The 17401-nt window shown below is 41.1% G+C and carries 19 protein-coding genes; 2 read left to right on the top strand and 17 right to left on the bottom strand.

Features of this window, described 5'->3' with window-relative positions:
* The 17 genes from AB4484_RS03690 to AB4484_RS03770 all read right to left on the bottom strand — a co-directional run.
* Nucleotides 1–623: glycosyltransferase family 2 protein (locus tag AB4484_RS03690; RefSeq protein WP_372076489.1), on the bottom strand; the 623-nt coding region annotated here is incomplete at its 3' end.
* On the bottom strand, nucleotides 620–2398 hold the full coding sequence (locus tag AB4484_RS03695) for a hypothetical protein (RefSeq protein ID WP_372076491.1): 1779 nt from the start codon (nucleotides 2396–2398) through the stop codon (nucleotides 620–622). The genes AB4484_RS03690 and AB4484_RS03695, both read right to left, overlap by 4 nt.
* Before the next feature lie 19 nt (nucleotides 2399–2417).
* On the bottom strand, nucleotides 2418–3422 hold the full coding sequence (locus AB4484_RS03700) for a tetratricopeptide repeat protein (RefSeq protein WP_372076492.1): 1005 nt from the start codon (nucleotides 3420–3422) through the stop codon (nucleotides 2418–2420).
* Nucleotides 3419–4390, bottom strand: a complete 972-nt coding sequence (locus AB4484_RS03705; protein ID WP_048612277.1) for a type II secretion system F family protein — start codon at nucleotides 4388–4390, stop codon at nucleotides 3419–3421. The genes AB4484_RS03700 and AB4484_RS03705 overlap by 4 nt, the downstream gene beginning before the upstream one ends.
* Nucleotides 4391–4393: 3 nt before the next feature.
* Nucleotides 4394–5359, bottom strand: coding sequence for a type II secretion system F family protein (locus AB4484_RS03710; RefSeq protein ID WP_372076493.1), 966 nt, complete (start codon nucleotides 5357–5359; stop codon nucleotides 4394–4396).
* Nucleotides 5360–5368: 9 nt separating this feature from the next.
* Entirely contained in the window at nucleotides 5369–6820 is a 1452-nt protein-coding gene (locus tag AB4484_RS03715; RefSeq protein WP_372076494.1) for a CpaF family protein, read from the bottom strand.
* A 33-nt stretch (nucleotides 6821–6853) separates the two neighbouring features.
* Nucleotides 6854–8074, bottom strand: a complete 1221-nt coding sequence (locus tag AB4484_RS03720; protein ID WP_248337157.1) for an AAA family ATPase — start codon at nucleotides 8072–8074, stop codon at nucleotides 6854–6856.
* A gap of 26 nt (nucleotides 8075–8100) precedes the next feature.
* Nucleotides 8101–8601 (bottom strand): TadE/TadG family type IV pilus assembly protein, encoded by a 501-nt coding sequence (locus AB4484_RS03725; RefSeq protein WP_059020088.1) that lies wholly within the window; start codon nucleotides 8599–8601, stop codon nucleotides 8101–8103.
* On the bottom strand, nucleotides 8598–9026 hold the full coding sequence (locus AB4484_RS03730; RefSeq protein ID WP_059020090.1) for a TadE/TadG family type IV pilus assembly protein: 429 nt from the start codon (nucleotides 9024–9026) through the stop codon (nucleotides 8598–8600). The genes AB4484_RS03725 and AB4484_RS03730 overlap by 4 nt, the downstream gene beginning before the upstream one ends.
* Before the next feature lie 2 nt (nucleotides 9027–9028).
* Complete coding sequence (locus AB4484_RS03735; RefSeq protein WP_059020091.1) at nucleotides 9029–10297, bottom strand: TadE/TadG family type IV pilus assembly protein; 1269 nt, start codon at nucleotides 10295–10297, stop codon at nucleotides 9029–9031.
* Nucleotides 10298–10313: 16 nt separating this feature from the next.
* Complete coding sequence (locus AB4484_RS03740) at nucleotides 10314–10583, bottom strand: hypothetical protein (RefSeq protein ID WP_052878864.1); 270 nt, start codon at nucleotides 10581–10583, stop codon at nucleotides 10314–10316.
* The gene (locus AB4484_RS03745; RefSeq protein WP_050645761.1) at nucleotides 10573–12027 is read right to left on the bottom strand and encodes a type II and III secretion system protein family protein; all 1455 of its coding nucleotides are present in this window, start codon (nucleotides 12025–12027) and stop codon (nucleotides 10573–10575) included. Before AB4484_RS03745 ends, AB4484_RS03740 begins: the two co-directional genes overlap by 11 nt.
* Nucleotides 12028–12035: 8 nt before the next feature.
* A complete protein-coding gene (cpaB, locus tag AB4484_RS03750; protein WP_059020093.1) occupies nucleotides 12036–12785 on the bottom strand; it encodes a Flp pilus assembly protein CpaB in 750 nt (249 codons plus the stop codon).
* Entirely contained in the window at nucleotides 12778–14127 is a 1350-nt protein-coding gene (locus AB4484_RS03755) for an AAA family ATPase (RefSeq protein ID WP_086775615.1), read from the bottom strand. The genes cpaB and AB4484_RS03755 overlap by 8 nt, the downstream gene beginning before the upstream one ends.
* 37 nt (nucleotides 14128–14164) lie before the next feature.
* Nucleotides 14165–14695 carry a prepilin peptidase gene (locus tag AB4484_RS03760; RefSeq protein ID WP_048612288.1) on the bottom strand — a complete coding sequence of 177 codons (531 nt, stop codon included), beginning with the start codon at nucleotides 14693–14695 and terminating at the stop codon, nucleotides 14165–14167.
* A 9-nt stretch (nucleotides 14696–14704) separates the two neighbouring features.
* Nucleotides 14705–14857, bottom strand: coding sequence for a hypothetical protein (locus AB4484_RS03765; RefSeq protein WP_167542291.1), 153 nt, complete (start codon nucleotides 14855–14857; stop codon nucleotides 14705–14707).
* A 10-nt stretch (nucleotides 14858–14867) separates the two neighbouring features.
* Nucleotides 14868–15041: a Flp family type IVb pilin gene (locus tag AB4484_RS03770; protein ID WP_248337159.1), complete on the bottom strand. Its 174-nt coding sequence runs from the start codon at nucleotides 15039–15041 to the stop codon at nucleotides 14868–14870.
* A 194-nt stretch (nucleotides 15042–15235) separates the two neighbouring features.
* Between AB4484_RS03770 and AB4484_RS03775 the strand changes: the two genes are divergently transcribed.
* Nucleotides 15236–15979: a helix-turn-helix domain-containing protein gene (locus AB4484_RS03775; RefSeq protein WP_372076498.1), complete on the top strand. Its 744-nt coding sequence runs from the start codon at nucleotides 15236–15238 to the stop codon at nucleotides 15977–15979.
* Between the two features lie 93 nt (nucleotides 15980–16072).
* On the top strand, nucleotides 16073–17401 hold a 1329-nt coding region (locus tag AB4484_RS03780), incomplete at its 3' end, for an AMP-binding protein (protein ID WP_372076500.1).

Here is a 17401-nt window from a genome sequence, read left to right on the forward strand (position 1 = left end):
CTACCTTGAAAAACACCGCTAGCAGTACCTTCAGGTCTTGAATGATACTTAGTTGGAACTTCTTTGATTGACATATTATGGTGCAACGCGTGTACGGTTAATTCCGTTTCAATTTGAAAGCCATCACTAAAAATTGGAACTGTTTTAACAAACCTACGACTCATAACTCGGTAGCCCGAAAATACATCACTCAATTGAGCGCCGAACCCTCGGTTGATAAGTGTCGAGAACATCTTATTACCGAAAATATGTCCTTTGGGGTAAGCCCCTGAAGAACGCTCTCGGCTACCGATGATCATATCGAGCTGTTCAGTTACGAGCTGATCGATCAATGTGGAGCATATTGACGCATCGTAGGTATCGTCACCATCTGCCATAATGTAAATGTCAGCATCAATATCCGAAAACATCCTCCTCACAACTTCGCCTTTACCTTGACGAGATTCATGACGAACAATGGCACCAGCCTGTAACGCCTCCTTGACCGTCCCATCAGTAGAATTATTGTCGTACACATAAATAGTTGCGCTGGGTAAAGCTAATTGAAAATCAGCCACAGTTTTTCCAACAGCCCCAGCTTCGTTAAAGCACGGGAGTAACACAGCAATGGTTTGTTCTTTCATGTACTCCCCCTAACTCGAAATACTCGGTAACCGCTTTCGATGTTGTCGTGCACAACCTCCAACCAAGTCGGTGTATCTGAGCTGTATAGTTTATTGATTAATGCCTCCTCACCAGCTGAGTCCTTTAAAATCAACAAATGTGGATCATTGCCAACAACAATAATATCTATGTTTTTAGCTATGATTTTCTTTTCAGCTAAGCTGAGATCTTCCTCTAGCATCACCTCAATAAGAAACTGATTCCCGACAATATTTCGATGGTAAGGAGCGGCAATAATACGGTTAGTCGTTTTTGCCAATACCGGAGCCCCTGTTTCTATTCCAGACAGGATAGTTTGCGAATTTATATCGTTATCTTTTAAAACCTTATAGATACTCAAAGGCTCTTCCTCTTCATCAAGAGTAGTTGTAATTTCTTCGGTTGGCGACAAAGCGAGAATGACAAACGCTACCGCTAGTGGTGCTCCAGAAATAATAACCGTCGCTTTTATGATGGAGGAACGGATGTAATCCGCTAACTGAAGAACCACATACGCCTGGAGTGGGGCCGCTAACACAAAACACAACCTCATGACTCTAATCTGCCAAAAGATCGCAAGGGCTAAATTGAACATAAAGATGATATACAAAATTGTGCAGTGGTCGTTTTTACGTTTAAAAAATGGATACAAAGTGGCAGGAATCACGAGCAAAGCGTAATTCTCTATTGAGAAAAAACCATGACTTGCGACATATCTAACGATCGATTTCGCTTCTGTCACTTGGTCTAGCCAATACACTTTTAGTAACGGGGGGTAATCAATTAATAAAGCACTACTGAGTGAAGGGTAAAGTACTGCCACTGGGATTAAAAATAAAACAGCAAGAAAAAAGAATAACAAAGCCTTTGGCAATAGGTTCTGACCTTTATTCATTAACCGACTGTAAATATTGACAAATAGCCAACCACAGAAGAAAAGAATAATGAGAACAAATGATATTTCGTCGTACTTAAAAACAAAAAACTCATCGTAAGGCCGATTTAATAAAACCGCACAAACCCCAAACAGAGCAGAACTCGCATACAGCTTAGAGATATAACCAAACCACTCATGGCGAACAAGACCGTAATACACGGTGTAAATCGTGAAGAAAATCATAAATAACAATACATTGTCTAACCCTGTCCACAAAGATAAAGACAACAAGATTGCTTGAGCATAAACACGCCATGATTGGCACAATTGGTTGTGATTTAACGGCGTCGAGGCTAAAAACAAGACAGCGAAGATAAGCTGAATATTATGATGATCAATAGAACCGGGTAAAAAATGGATAATTGAAGGCGAAGAAATCGCAAACATCATGCTAATAAAGCGATACTTGGCACCAAAGAGGTGGTCAGCTAAGTAAAAGCATGACAGTGAAAAAAGCAGCAAGTAAAGCAGGGGGACAAGAGAGATGGATATTGTATAAGCAAGGTTATCATCAACGATAACCAATAGTGGAAAGGCAACAAGCGACAGAACGAGATCAGGAAAACGAGACCAATGAATAACAATGCCATCAGCGGCATTAAAATTATTCATTGGTTCTAGGTACCAATGACCAGTTGCCATCCAATCCTGAAATTGAACGAAACGCATATAGTCGTCATTGTCATTCAGATTAAGAGCTAAAACACTCTCCCACTTGTAAATAAATATCACTGTGGCACAAACTAGCCAGATGACAGAGATAACAATGATATCTTTGTTAAAATTATCACTTTTAGGCAATATGAATATCCTTTTCATTAAGCCAAATTCTAAATGACTATTGCTCCATCTCTCTCACTTCCGCTAGTGCTCTGTTTAAGTTTTCGTTCGCTACTCTGTAATACGATGGTTTCTTATCGATAGCTTGTTGAAGGTAAGGAACAGCCTGATCTGGCTTACCTTGTAATATTAGGAAATACCCAACATTATTCAATGCTTCAGGCGTATCCATATGTCGCATAAACATATTAGTGGCTTTCTTAACATCACCTGAGGCTAGGTAAATGAGTGCCAGATTATTTTGGGCCTTTTCGTTATTTGGCTCTAACTCTAAAGCTGAACGCGTGTACTGATACGCTTCTTTGTAATTGCCGTACATGTAATGCGAATAGCCCATGTTCAATAGAGCCTTGAATGAGTTTTTGTCTATCTGTAATGATTTCTTAAAATACTCTTGAGCTATCTGATGTTTTCCATCAACATCTTCCAACACACCAATCCCCATATACGCTGACGCTGGAGACATATTGTCAACCTTTAAGCTAGCTACTTCAGTTTGGTTCAACGATTGGTAGTTTTTTGTCGTCTCACTACTTTTCAAGCGAACTTGGTCTGCGTTTATCGCTTTAAAAAAGTAGCTTCGACCTTCATCGGTCCGGCGCTGTTTTGTATATAAGATCCCCAACTCTTCCAATACCTCAGTATGTGCTGGGTTAAAATCCAAGGCAGCTAGGTACGCTTTCTCGGAAAGCGCATAATTACCACGAGACGAATGAATTTTTCCTATCGTAAACAAGGTTTTGTCGTGAAACTCCTGTTCAGGGAAAGACAGAGATCGGATGTACTCATAAAGCGCTAAATCTATATTATTATCTCTAAGCGCAATATCACCACGCATTATTGCTTCTTTTTCATTTAGTGGTGGATCATCGCTAGTTAATGTATCGATCGGCTTTCCAGAGTACAATTCTGCGTCAAACTGATTGGTTGGTTCATCAGAGGAAGCGCAACCAAGTAGCCAAAATGGCAATAGTAGTAAAACAAATTTATTTAAAAAAATCATAAGCTTGCTCCCGGCGCACTCAATGCGTCCATTACGATAAGTAGCCCCGGGCCAAGTGCGACAATGAAAAAACAAGGCCAAATAAATATCAACATAGGAAATAACATTTTGGTCGGTATTTTTGCTGCTATCTCCTCAGCAGCTTGCTGCCGTTTATCTCGAAAATCTTCAGTATAATCACGAAGCGTTTGCGCTAAGCTACCGCCCATTCTCGATGCATGAGAAAGCAAAGAAACCAATCCTTCCAATTCGACTAAACCGGTTCGCTCGATAAGCTGTCTAAGAGCATCAGGCATGGTTACACCTGCTTGGATTTTTGCAAATACAGTCTCGAGTTCATCGGCGAGATCAGGTTGGGAGACATAAAGTTCAGATGCAACACGTCCAAGAGCCGCATTAAAACCAAGTCCTGATTCAGTACAGACAACGAGAAGATCAAGCGCATCAGGAACACCGTTTCTAATTTTTTTCTGGCGCTCTTTTTGTAATTTACTCAGAATAATATTTGGCGTGAATGTTCCGAGGAAAACACAAGTCATGATAAGTAGATTATTGTACTCCCCACCCAACGATATGTAATAAACCATGAAAGCAGCGACGATACCTATTAAGCTAGATAAAACCTTCAACGCATAAAAAACTGATAACGAGCTCTTCTCATGGAACCCGGCATGCATCAACTTTTCCGAGTAAGTTTCATTATCTTTTTTATTGCCTTTACTTATAAAAGGGCTTAATGATTCTAACGTATTGGAGAAATCGTATGGTTTTCGGCCAGTCGGTGCCCCGTCTTCTGATATCTGTCTCAGTTTCTTGTCCAAAGGAGAACGAGCTCCTAAAAATAGAAATCCAAGCGTTAGTGTTAACAAGACTGTTGTAAGCAAAATCATCGCATAGATAATGGCCTGAGAGCTGAATCCAAACTCTTCTAACATCTGCTTCCAGACTTCAATATTTAATAATTCCATAAGTTAAATCTCTATACTGATGATCTTTTTAATCCATAAGGCTCCGATCGCCAAAAGAACAATACCGACACTGACCATCGATAGACCGCGAGGATCTTTGTAGAGTGGCTCGATATATTCAGGACTGGCTACCTTCAAAGCAAAAAATAAACCAAAAGGGGATAAGGTTAAGATCCATGCTGATAGACGACTTTCAGCAGAGAGCGTTTTTACTTTCCTTTCTAACTTAAAGCGGGCTCTTAGTACTTCAGATACCTTTTGCAGGTTCTCTGATAGATTCCCCCCAGTCTCTTTTTGTAGCATTACTGCACTAGAAAAAGCCAACATTGATACGGTGGGAACTCGCTCTGCCATCTGCAAAATAGCTAAACGTAAGTCATAACCGTAGTTAAGTAAGTTGTAGGTATTTTTAAACTCAGCACCGATAGGTTCAGGAAGTTCTTCGCCAACTTCATTAAATGATTGAACAAGCGGTTGCCCTGCTTGCAGTGCTCGTCGGATAATATCTAAAGCCTCTGGAAGTTGCTCTTCGAATCGAGCCATTCTATAAGCCACTCGATTTTGTACATACAGATAAGATATAACCCAAACAGAAATGAATGCTGCTAAACTAATAAACCATTCTTGATTGGTCATTATTGATATCAATGCGAGCAAGACACCACAAAGAGAAACAATAAGTAAAAATCGGCTCAATGCTAATTTAAAACCAGCTAATTCCAACATTTTTTTTAAGCCAGCAAAGTATGGAATAACTATTAACTTACGGTCTATAGGAGATAATTCTTTGTTATAATGTTCTTTTAATAAAGATAGACTCTCTTCATCGATATTACGTTGCGTCTCTTTCAAACGTCGAGACAGCTCTTTATGCTTCGCTTTTTTCCCTGCAGCAGGTAACAACAAAGCTTGAGAGATAAAAAGCACCGCAATGAATAACAGACCTAATGAAACGCTTACATTATCCATAATCTCTCCTTAACCGTGAGTCTCAGTAAAGAGCTCGAAAGGCAGGTCGAGTCCACGTTTGACTAACTGGTCATGATATTGAGGAACGACCCCCGTTGCTGTGTAATAGCCGATAATATTGCCATCTTCATCAATACCTTGACGTTGGAAACGGAAAATTTCCGACATCGTAATCACCTCACCTTCCATACCATTGATCTCTTGGATGCTCACCATACGACGCTTACCATCTTCTTGTCGTTCCATCTGTACGACGAGGTGAATAGCCGAAGCTATTTGAGCTCGTAAGTTTTTGGTTGATATGTTCCACCCAGCCATCGAAAACATGTTTTCGACACGACTCAAAGCATCACGGGGGGTATTAGCGTGAATAGTAGCAAGAGATCCATCATGGCCCGTGTTCATCGCAGCCAGCATATCAACCGCTTCGCTACCACGAACCTCACCAACCACGATTCGGTCGGGGCGCATACGCAGGGTATTTTTTACGAGTTCTCGCTGGCTGATTTCGCCTTTACCTTCTAGGTTTGCTGGGCGAGTTTCCAATCGAATAACATGAGGTTGTTGAAGTTGAAGCTCCGCAGAATCCTCAATGGTAATGATTCGTTGATCACGTGGAATAAAGCCAGAAAATATGTTTAACGTGGTGGTTTTTCCTGAACCTGTACCACCTGAAATCAATATATTGAGCTCGCCTTTTACTGCAGCTTCAACAAACTTAGCCATTTGGGGTGAAACTGAATTGTAATCAATAAGGTTATCCATCGTTAAACGATCCACAGCAAAACGGCGGATAGAAACAGAGGGGCCATCAAGTGCGAGAGGAGGGATAATAGCGTTCACACGTGAGCCATCAACTAAGCGCGCATCTACCATAGGTGATGATTCATCTATTCGACGGCCAACCTGGCTGACGATACGGTCGATAATGTTTCTTAGATGGCGATCATCAAGAAAAGTATAGGGCGTTTTTTCGAGTTTACCTCTTCGCTCCACGTAAACGCTCTTAGCGCCGTTGACCAATATATCTGACACGGTTTGATCGGCTAATAAGGGCTCTAACGGACCAAGACCAAAAACCTCATCTTCAATCTGCTTGATGACCCTTTTTCGACCTTCTGCACTTAAAGCATGGCTACCATCTTCAGCCATCAACTGTACGATAGCTTCGTGCAAATCTAACTTAGCACGCTCTTTCTCCAAACTCGAGAGTAACCCTAAGTCCAATGTCTCAAGCAACTGCTTATGAAAGAAGTGTTTGATTGATAATTCTTGCTCCAATACTTTTCGAGCCTCATCAATTGCCTTCTCTTTTTCAACGCTCGCTTCAGCATTCCGAGAATGACTAGACGTCTCAACATTGGATAAACGGTCAACAGGATTGGCATCTTCTGAATCATGCGAAATCTGTTCTACTTTTTTTTCAAACTCTGGATTTACATTTTTTCGTTTAAAGAACATCACAATCCCTCGTGTTTACTTTTCATCAACCCATTATGAAAACAACTTTTTCAGCCACCCTTTCTCTTCTTGTTCTGGTGGTGATAGAACATGAGACAAATCGATGATAGAGCGAGTAATAGAGCTTTTCTTTCTCGACTGAACTAACGGCTGCCCCAAGTTGGCACTCTCCAGCGCAACTTTAAAATCGTTAGGCATAAGATGTATATTGTGATTACCCACCGCCTGCTCTACATCTTTTAACTTAATTGAATGTCGCTTTTCATAACGGTTGAGAATGACCTCTATTGAGTCGCTTTGTAGGCCATATTCAAACTTCAAAGACTTAATTAATCGACTGGTGTTTTTGACTGAAACTAAACTTTGTTGCAAAACCAAAAGTACTTTCGTCGCAGGTGATATTGCTGATGCAAACACGTGGTCTAAGCCTCTAGACAGATCAATGATCACATAAGGATAAAAGCGACGTAATATCGGAAGCAGTCGACCTATTTTTTGAGCCTGCTCGAAATCATCAGCGTTATTTTCATGTTTAAAGCTTAGAACATGGAGGCCTGATTCGTGTTTATTCACCAAAGATCCCAAAGATATTTCATCCAGGTCATTCGAGCTATTAATCGCATCAGAAACACTATAAGTGGGTACTATGTTCAAGTAGTCTGGAATCACACCAAACTGAAGATCGATATCGAGTAAAAGAACTTCATTGGGGTGTTGAGTGGCCATCTCTATAGCGGTATTTAACGCTAAGGTAGTTGCCCCCATCCCTCCCTTGGTGTTCAAAAACAAGATAAATTCTCCATAACTGGAGTTTTCAAGCTTTTCGGAAGCCGTTTTCTTAAGCAGAGGGAGTAAGTCTGAAATAGTGACATTATGAGATAAGAAATCTGAGGCTCCTAAGCGAAGCGCAATTTTTAATGACCCATTATCACTTTCATCACCAAGCACAACTAAAGACAAGTCCTTGTCTTCCAAAGACAAATCATACCCCTGTAACTCAACCATTTTTTGAGCCCAATTCCCATTAGCTTCAACAAAAATAAGCTCTGGAACATCTGCACTTTTTAGGTATTCCTCACTCATTGCCGCAAGAGAAAAAGAGGTCACATGAACATTTCGACATTTTTTTAGTTCTTGACTCATATGCGAATGAAAGCCGTCAGTACTGTAGACTAACCAAACCTTTAGATTCGTTCTTAAACGCGTAATATCATTGTCGTTTCCATTAGGCGTTAATTGAATTGCTTCCCCCATACATTTATCTCCTTTTAAACAACCGTTTATGGGCATCGATTCCATATGTTAGTGCTAGTTTCAGTTTCAGGCCTCACCACACCCAAACTTTCTGCTGGTAGTATTGTTTCAAACGCAGGGGCGGCTAGAAACCCACTATTCCCTAAAAAGCTTAGGTTACTGATTAGCTGAATGCCATAACCCGTAGCCCTAGCACGCACAAATTTAATATCACCAAAGTTCGCTTCAAAATCAGAAGCAATCTCTACCCCGCTCGCGTCTAAGTAAGCCACTTCTAAGTTCGTATTAGTAAATCCAACAAGAGGAATATCATTCACTACCATTCCCGCAATATTATCTCTATCTAGGACGTAACATACCGTCGCTAACCTAGCAGCCTTCCTAGTCGCTTCACTGACCATTTGCAGCGAAAATATATAGGCACCCAACGCGAAAATGAGAAAGAGCAGCAACATAATTAACGATGAGACCAAAGTGAACTCAATAATAGCAAGCCCTTTGATTCGTCTTTTAAGCCTTATCATCACAGCACCCTCATCACCGAAGTGACACTTAATGGAATAGCAAAACTCTCATTCGAAAAAGGAATAGACAAGAAGAGTGGAACATAATCATACGTCACACTAACTCGTACATAACTGTCGCCTGAAGGCGGGGTTACGGTCACATCCGATGTCGTCAATGAAGATAGAACAGCTGTCCCCACGCTGTTCTGACCATAGACCACCACATTCTGAATTTCAGACGTCGGTGCGATGGTTCCACCAATGGTTCCATACACCTCACTAACCGCATAGCGTGCGCCGTTTTGCACTGATTTCGATATCACATTATAGTGAACAAGAATATTGCCAAGCTCTAGAACTAAGACTAGAAAAAACAATAAAACGGGAGTCGCAATGACCATCTCTACGGCAGCAAATCCCCGTTGAAATTGATTAGATTGCTTCATAATCAAGATTCCCCACTATCGGGATCCTTATACAGAACAATCTTATAAGTCCCTTCCGTTGTCGACGTTGTACTACCAGAACCACCAGCGACACTGCAAGAATGTATAAACTCACCAAAAACGGCTGGTGTACCTGAGTTGTTAGTTGGTGCTTTTTGCAACAAGAAAAAACAACCAATTTTGTTTACGGTAAAGTCAGTTGAACCACCACTTTTACCAGAGCAATCAACCATAGGAATGGGCAAAATTCTTCGCCAAGCAACACCATTAGATGCACACCCAGAACCACCGTTTGCTATACAGGCGTTGGTATCTGACTCATATTGAGCATAAGTATAACTTCCATCAGAATCGATCTCTCCTGTACCAGCATCAATCGTTATTTCATTGGTAGGTTCTGTGGTTACATAATCAGAAGGGTAATCTGATGCAGACAAGCCACCGCCATAATCTCCAAATCGAGTATTCAAACCATCGCCTGTGGGGCCAACCGTGCCTCCAGGTTTAGTTGTTATATTTTCACCAATTTTGACTGGCTGGTCATAACTACCACCTAAACCTTCCTTGACGGTTTTACCACCGGAACCGAAATCCAACAGATGATAATTACCATTACCCATTTCTGACAAGCTACTATCACCCACCTTCAATGCGTGGACCGTTCCGACTTCATATCCAAATACATTAACTATCTCTTCTCCTGTCACATCGTGATAACCATCTTCAGGATCAATATCGTTATCCGAAGTGCCATCACCAATACACACCCCAATAGGTACAACGTTGTTTACAACTTCTTGCCCAGAGCTAGGCCCAGCAACGGCACTTGCCGATACTTCCTTATCAAGGCCAAACAGTTGAATGAAAAATTCATCCATCTCTAGTGCATCTACGCGAACTCGCACATAAACATCATCATTTGTACCGAACGTCGCCGTACCTGTAAAATCCTGTGGATCATTCGAATAATCAATGCTGATAGAAGCGGTCGAGAAATCAATTTCTTGGTTTCCTGTTGAAGCTGCCATGGCATTGAGTGCCGTACCGACTTCCACGTCTACAGCGTCTTTATCTTTGCTGTTGTCTAATATGGTTGCGGCAGCCAACGCTGCAGAATCAACTGCATTTTGTAAGCGCGTTTTATTCACGACCATATGGTTTATGTCTACAGCTAACGCTGAGACAGCTAGAAAAACTAACAAGGCAGCGGTAATCATCACCACAACTAAGCCTTGTTGTTTTTTAGGGCTTTGTGATACTCGATACAACATATGAGTACCTCCAGATTTAGTTAAACTCTTCTAAGATCTGGCTACTACTTCCGGACAGGTCGTTTTCACCTCTACCAACATATCTGTCGTAGCCAGTCTGCATCCGCTCCCCTGTACCATTAGGTACTTCGAGTAAATTCTCTTGGGTCGCATTAGGGTTATAAGTTTGCTCTGTTTTCACTAATGCTACTGAGTGCCCCAAACGAGCATCGTTCGCACAACCAACTAACACCATCACGAGAAAGACCATCATTATTCTAATCATATCCATCTCCTTATAAATCATGGCCAAATGAGCCTTCGCTACCACCATCGGTCGGCGATACGGTCTGTGCCGATTGAGATTGCTCTGAGTCCGATTCTGACGGTTCAGCGATGTAAGCGCTTCGGCCTAATAAGTAATATTCCAAGTCATTGGGGTCAACGAAAGCATCCGTTGGTAAAGTCACTTTCGTTCGATCGATAGGTTTAGCGAGTCGAGGAGTAACAAGAATAACGAGCTCTGTTTCACCAGATACATACTCTTGGCTATTGAAAAGCTGACCTAAAATTGGCACATCACCAAAGCCTGGCATTTTGTTACTGATGTCCCTAACATTCTCACTCAATAAACCTGCGATACCGATAGTTTGTCCATCGGCTAATTCAAGCGTCGATGATGCGCTTCGTCGAGTAATAGGAGGTATGAAGTAAGTCGCATTAGTAGTACCAGGGTCAATCGTTAACGAACTACTGTTGGCAATCTCACTCACATCAACAGCCAAATTTAGATTGATTTTCTTGTCGCTAAGAACAGTAGGGATGAACTTTAACCCAACGCCATATTCTTTATATTCAATGGTAATACCATCTTCGTCAGGCACCGGAATAGGGAACTCACCACCCGCTAAAAATTCAGCTTTTGAGCCACTTAATGCGGTTAAGTTAGGTTCTGCTAAAACTTTCGCCACACCATTTTGTTTTGCTACATCCAATGCAAAGGTAAACAAAGTATTGCTATCAATGAAAGATCCTAGAATGCCGTAATCCGTAGAAGTGGGAATATCAAAGATAGGCGTCGCACCCAGCACACCAGCAGGCACTGAAGATGCCCCCCATGAAAAGTCTGAACCACTGGTTTGGAAGAAATGGAAATTGGCGTCAAACTTTCTTACCAAGCTTCGTTGAACTTCGGCTACGGTCACCTCTAACATCACCTGTTGAGCCCCACCAATCGACATTAAATTGATAACCCCCGTAGCCGCAGCTTGTTCACTACCACTCTCTTTCGATTCATCAGCGGTTTGCCCAGATGAATAGGTTTCTGCAATTCTCATTGCCACATTCATCTGCTGTTGATTACTCACCTGTCCACTTAACAACAGACGATTTTGAGCACTATGCACTTCGATAGTTTCATCAGGAAGAAACTCATATAATTTAGCTTTGAGGCTATTAAGATCATGAGTAACCTCAATGTTAATCGACTCAATCAACCGACCTCGAGAGTCCCAAGCCATTAGGTTTGTCGCACCTAATTTTTTACCAATTAAAAACACTTCATTTGATTTTAAAATTACAATATCTAAAACTTCAGGATCACCAAGAGAAACCTTCGCCGCTTTTCCCGACAGCACGACATGCGTAGATTTATGATGTGGAACCGTGACTGTTTTTCCCGTTTGTAACGCCGCAACACTGGCCGTCGAAATACAAATTAGGCTCAAAACACACGCAATTAATATTCTCATATTTCACCTCAATCCTTGACGCGCACATTAGATGTTTCTGTACCTTTGATAATGGTGACACTTGGTCTAGGCACATATCGACGAACCACTTTTTTCTCAACTTCATGTGGGTTTCTCAAAGTCAGCTGAATACTGCCTTTACTTTTAGCCGTGAGAAGTTTCTCGGCCTCTTTCGGCGTCATCTCAAGAGTTACCGCTCGTACAATAATCGGACTGTTTTCATTCGTTTTAGCCGTTTGATCTACAGCCAAAACCTTAATATCTTTAAGAACCGTTTGAGTAGCTGCAGAATTTTTTCCGTAAGAAACCGTATTGAGAATATCAACCTTGTTACCCGGTAATAAGAAACCTGCCACACCAATAACATCATCAACACGTATCGTTACCGCACGTTTATTTTCAGGGATAAGAGCTGCAAGCGTTGACCCTTCTCCTGGTACAGTAAATCGTAACTTGTGAAGCACCTCTCCGGCATAAATGGTATTAGCGACAACCTTACCTATTAGCTCAGATTGATCCGAATAGTTGTTTTCATTGATCCAATCAACTTCCATCAACTTCGTCGTTAAATACTGCTCTTCAATTATGGTTCCAGCTTCGATTTCTTGTGATGCGACAACAACGGGGTGACGCTCGACCGTTTCAACTTCAACGGTTGGCTGAACTTGATCATCCATCCACTGCTTAGCAAAAAATACAGCCGCTAAGCCGAATACTACGGACAGTAAAAACAGTAGGAAAACTTGACTCTTATTCATTATTCTCTTCCTCGTGTCCATCAGAGGTAAAATAAACTTCCCATGCCATGGAAAGAATATCGAATGTGATAACAGGTGGGAGTTGCTCAAACGAAAGAATGTCTTTGCTTATACCAACGAGATCTTTCGGTAAACATGGGAAAAGTGGCACTTTCAGAAGCGTGTGCATTTGAGACAAACGCTCAAAAAACCCGTCTTGAAGCTCTACCTCTTTATCAGCAACGACGCTCATCCATAAAGCTTCATAATCTCGCTGATTAAGTGGCTTGAATTCAATCTTGTAACCTAAACGACGTAAAAAGGCAGGATCGCTTATTTTCTTGGGGTTTAGATTGGTAGAAAAGGCAAGAGTTAATACAAATGGCATCGTTATCTGCTGACCATTCGGCAGCGACAAATAGTCGAATGAGTACTCCATCGGTACAATCCAACGATTAAGAAGCGCATCCACCGGCATGGGCTGACGACCAAGATCATCAATGATAAAAATCCCATTATTCGCCATCATTTGTACTGGGGCTAACCAGACACGACTATTCTCTGAGTGATTGACCTCGAGCATATCCATAGTTAGTTCTCCCCCAACCTGAATATTTGGCCTTTCACAATTAAGCCAACGCTTGTCGTACTGATCTTTGAGGGAAATGCTTTGATCGCTTCCGTTACTATCCAACGGTTTATGATGTTGCGCCGAGAACACTTTGATAATGTTACCTAATGCATAGACTGCATAAGGAATAAATACAGATGTGTGCAAAGCATTCACAATACGGCTCGCGACAAAGGTTTTACCAGTACCAGCGTGCCCATATAACAGCAGAGCACGTCCAGAATTGATTGCAGGCCCTAATACTGAAATCATTTTATCGACACCATACACATCATCCAGAGCAGCTTCGACATGTGGCCGAGTCACTAACTCTGCTCTCAGGTCTTGCTGTTTGACCACATCACTGTATTGGTCAAGTGAAACTGGCGCGGGCCCTAAATAAGCATCACGTTTAAAGGCAAGATCAGCTTCTTCCAGTCCTTTCTCAGAAAGAGAATAACGGACATGACTATGGGAGACTGATGAAAGAGAAAGGTCTGAGGTAGGTTGAAACACCTCAATTAATGACTTCTTCCTCAAAACGGCTAGAGCACTTTCCACTATATGGGTAACAACACACAAATAATTAGAAAGCTCTAACACATCCGATTTAGGATAAGCAGACAAATGCTTGAGTACGAGGTTTTCAATAACAACTTCAGGAACACCCAACATATCAAGAGATGTCGGAACGGTAGGGGCTGAAATTTGAGGCTTCAAAGTTGTTGGAGCAGTACGCCCTATAATATCCATATATTATTCCTCTCCACAAAGCTAACCAACAACAGGTTTAAGTAAAGTAGCTATACATCGCTAATCCCATTACAACAGAGGGTGCAAAAGGCATCGTCACCTTATTTGAATACCTAGCGTGCAAGCTAGCACTTTCATTTAATACTGGTGCTACCCCACCAAGCATAATTAGCTTATTTTCAAAATAGCCTTTGATACTAAGACTGTTCGAGTTGGAAAAGTTATATAGCAGGTAGAAAGTCCCGATCACTCCAGAAGAAAGTAAGATAAAGTACGATGCATCAAGTAGTTGTCCCCACCCGAGATACATCCCCACAATACCTAATAGCTTCACATCTCCTGCCGACATAGCTCTTAAAAAGTATAAGAGTAATCCAAAACAAAAAAACACCACAAATCCAACGAAGGACATAAAAAAAACATCAAAGGTATAATTGCCGTCAAACATTGATAAAAAGTAAACAAACAAAAAGAAAATCAATATTTTGTTCGGTATACGATGTTTCTCAACATCGTATACCGAAACTGCAATTAGCAATGCCCAAAAAGCTGAAGGCTCATTAATCATATACTCTATTTATACACTCGATATAATACTCTGAAACTTACTGAGTAAAGCCGTTGCCATACCAGAGAAAACTAGTCCAACAGCAAGAACCAGTGAGGCTGCGCCAATCACATACTCAACCGTAGTTAACCCCGATTGTCGTTTCAGTCTATTGTTATTCATAACTCAACCACTAACCAACATTGGCAACAATAGCGTTTAATTTATTTGCTAGAGTAGTCCCTAAACCAGAAAATACGGTTGTCAAACCTAATACCAATAAAGCTGCACCGATTACATACTCGATTACAGTCAACCCTTCTTCATCTTTCATGAATTCTTTACAATTATTCAAAAACTTATCCATGATAACCTCTCCTTGATTTGTGTATCAGGCTTTGTTTACCTGTAAACTAAATCTAGAGGTGAGAGATATATTAGGTTAGGATTTTCTTGCCATTTACTTGCACTTTTTTGTGGTACTTCTAATCTAATTATTATGCATCTTAATTTATCTATTTTTAAACTCGAAGTTGAATATGAAATAGAGTTGGTATTTATATGAAAGTAGTAACACCTTTATTATCAGATAAAGACAGTGAATTTAATGCTGTTATTATCAATAAAATAAATCACTACTTCCCCATTAAAAATCATAAGCAAGATATATCTATAATCAGTAACTTAGATGTCAGACTGGTATTTTTCATCTTGAATAGACCGGATAAACTTCAACTACTTACAATGGCATTATCTATTTGTGAAAACTTGAACAAGCGAATAGTCATTATTTGCTCGGGCCAGTTACCTAATATCGTTCGAAATCATAAGAATATATTTTTCATTATCGAAACAAACAGTAATCATCTGACCAGTACATTCGAAGAACTTAAGCGTAAAACACAGCATATCTTCGAACCTCACTTCGATTTCGACAGAGACATAAATAACAACAATCAACTGCCTACCAAATTGTTTACTTCTGAGGTTGTTAACTATGTGATGGATAACATAAACAAAGAAATCAGAGAAACGGAGATCGCCGAGAAATGCCATTGTTCAACAACCTACTTTTCGAAAAAGTTTCATCTACACTTTGGGGTAAGCTTTAGAGACTTTGTTTGTGACAAAAGAGTTCTACTAGCTAAAAAGTTGATTGAGGCGGATACCGAGTCAAAAATTGCTGTAATTGCCTATCAATGTGGATACAAGGATGTGTCGTATTTTTCGAGAATTTTTAAGAAAAGGACAGGTGTAACCCCAGCAAGTTACAGACGTGCCTGCACAGATAACAGAAAACGCTAATTTTACTCCCTAAAAGAAAAAATCATGGTACATTTAACATGATTTTAACAAAAATAACCAAAAATAACTTAGCGAAAAACATGGAGTTAGACAATGATTCAGCCTAACGAGTTTAGCCAAGAACAAGCAACAGCTCTCCCTACACCCAATGACATGATTTTAAAATGGGCAGAAGAACGTCCAGATGAAGTCTATTTGAAACAGATTATTAACCGCCAATTTGTCGAATTTACTTATAAAGAAGTAGCCGACAAAGCACTGAAACTGGCATCAGCATTAGAAGGACTCGGCGCCCAACCTGGCGATCGAGTCGCTCTCGTATCGAAAAACTGTGCAGAATGGTTCATCTGCGATCTTGCCATGATGTTAGGAGATTTTGTCAGCGTCCCAATCTTTCCTACAGCGGGTGCAGATACCATTCAATACTGTATTGAACACAGTGAAAGTAAAATTGTGATTGCGGGTAAGCTTGACGATCCTAAAGCCACTCAAAAAGTACTTGATGACAATCCGAGCTTAGTGAGTATTTCACTGCCATACGACAGTGCAGCGAAGTGCCAACACACTTTCGAACAGCTCATTGATACACATGAACCATCAACCAAACGCCCACAGCATCACGACGATAAGCTGATGTCACTTGTTTATACATCGGGTACATCAGGGTTACCAAAAGGCGCAATGCTCACGTACGGTGCGTTTACTTGGTCTGTTCAAAGGTTGATTGACCATATTGGGATCCAACCTGGCGATCGCCTGTTTTCTTACCTACCGCTTGCTCATATTACAGAACGCGTTTACATCTTTGGTTCTTCAGTTATGGGGGGCGTGGTTACGGCTTTCCCTGAATCTTTAGACACCTTTATTGATGATGTGAAAATGCATCGCCCTACATTGTTTATCTCAGTTCCTCGCTTATGGACTCTGTTCCAGCAGCGAATCCAAGACAAATTGCCACAGAAGAAACTGAACTTCTTACTGAAGATTCCGTTTATCAACAACATCATTAAGAAGAAGCTTGCTGATGGCTTAGGGTTAGACCAAGCTCGCGTTCTCGGGTGTGGTTCTGCACCTGTATCACCCGCTCTACTCGCATGGTATGAGAGTGTTGGTCTGCACATCACCGAGGCATGGGGCATGACAGAGTCTTTCGCCTACAGCACGCTCAACTACCCATTCAGAGCTGACAAGATTGGTACAGTTGGTAATGCAGGTCCAGGGATTGAACTCAAAATAGCTGAAGATGAAGAGATTCTAGTTCGAGGCAAAGGCTTATTCTCTGGTTACTACAAGAATGATATTGCAACTCAAGAGTCTTTTAACTCGGATGGTTGGCTTCATACCGGTGATATCGGTGATATCGATAGTGAAGGTTACCTAACGATTCGCGGACGTAAAAAAGACGCGGATTTCAGTAGCCAG

The sequence above is a fragment of the Vibrio sp. 10N.261.46.A3 genome, from assembly GCF_041472995.1.
Lineage (GTDB): Bacteria > Pseudomonadota > Gammaproteobacteria > Enterobacterales > Vibrionaceae > Vibrio > Vibrio coralliirubri.

Coding starts and splice junctions, on each gene's coding strand:
- AB4484_RS03695 (WP_372076491.1), bottom strand. CDS start 2,398: ATGAAAAGGATATTCATATTGCCTAAAAGTGATAATTTTAACAAAGAT.
- AB4484_RS03700 (WP_372076492.1), bottom strand. CDS start 3,422: ATGATTTTTTTAAATAAATTTGTTTTACTACTATTGCCATTTTGGCTA.
- AB4484_RS03705 (WP_048612277.1), bottom strand. CDS start 4,390: ATGGAATTATTAAATATTGAAGTCTGGAAGCAGATGTTAGAAGAGTTT.
- AB4484_RS03710 (WP_372076493.1), bottom strand. CDS start 5,359: ATGGATAATGTAAGCGTTTCATTAGGTCTGTTATTCATTGCGGTGCTT.
- AB4484_RS03715 (WP_372076494.1), bottom strand. CDS start 6,820: ATGTTCTTTAAACGAAAAAATGTAAATCCAGAGTTTGAAAAAAAAGTA.
- AB4484_RS03720 (WP_248337157.1), bottom strand. CDS start 8,074: ATGGGGGAAGCAATTCAATTAACGCCTAATGGAAACGACAATGATATT.
- AB4484_RS03730 (WP_059020090.1), bottom strand. CDS start 9,026: ATGAAGCAATCTAATCAATTTCAACGGGGATTTGCTGCCGTAGAGATG.
- AB4484_RS03735 (WP_059020091.1), bottom strand. CDS start 10,297: ATGTTGTATCGAGTATCACAAAGCCCTAAAAAACAACAAGGCTTAGTT.
- AB4484_RS03740 (WP_052878864.1), bottom strand. CDS start 10,583: ATGATTTATAAGGAGATGGATATGATTAGAATAATGATGGTCTTTCTC.
- AB4484_RS03745 (WP_050645761.1), bottom strand. CDS start 12,027: ATGAGAATATTAATTGCGTGTGTTTTGAGCCTAATTTGTATTTCGACG.
- cpaB (WP_059020093.1), bottom strand. CDS start 12,785: ATGAATAAGAGTCAAGTTTTCCTACTGTTTTTACTGTCCGTAGTATTC.
- AB4484_RS03755 (WP_086775615.1), bottom strand. CDS start 14,127: ATGGATATTATAGGGCGTACTGCTCCAACAACTTTGAAGCCTCAAATT.
- AB4484_RS03760 (WP_048612288.1), bottom strand. CDS start 14,695: ATGATTAATGAGCCTTCAGCTTTTTGGGCATTGCTAATTGCAGTTTCG.
- AB4484_RS03765 (WP_167542291.1), bottom strand. CDS start 14,857: ATGAATAACAATAGACTGAAACGACAATCGGGGTTAACTACGGTTGAG.
- AB4484_RS03770 (WP_248337159.1), bottom strand. CDS start 15,041: ATGGATAAGTTTTTGAATAATTGTAAAGAATTCATGAAAGATGAAGAA.
- AB4484_RS03775 (WP_372076498.1), top strand. CDS start 15,236: ATGAAAGTAGTAACACCTTTATTATCAGATAAAGACAGTGAATTTAAT.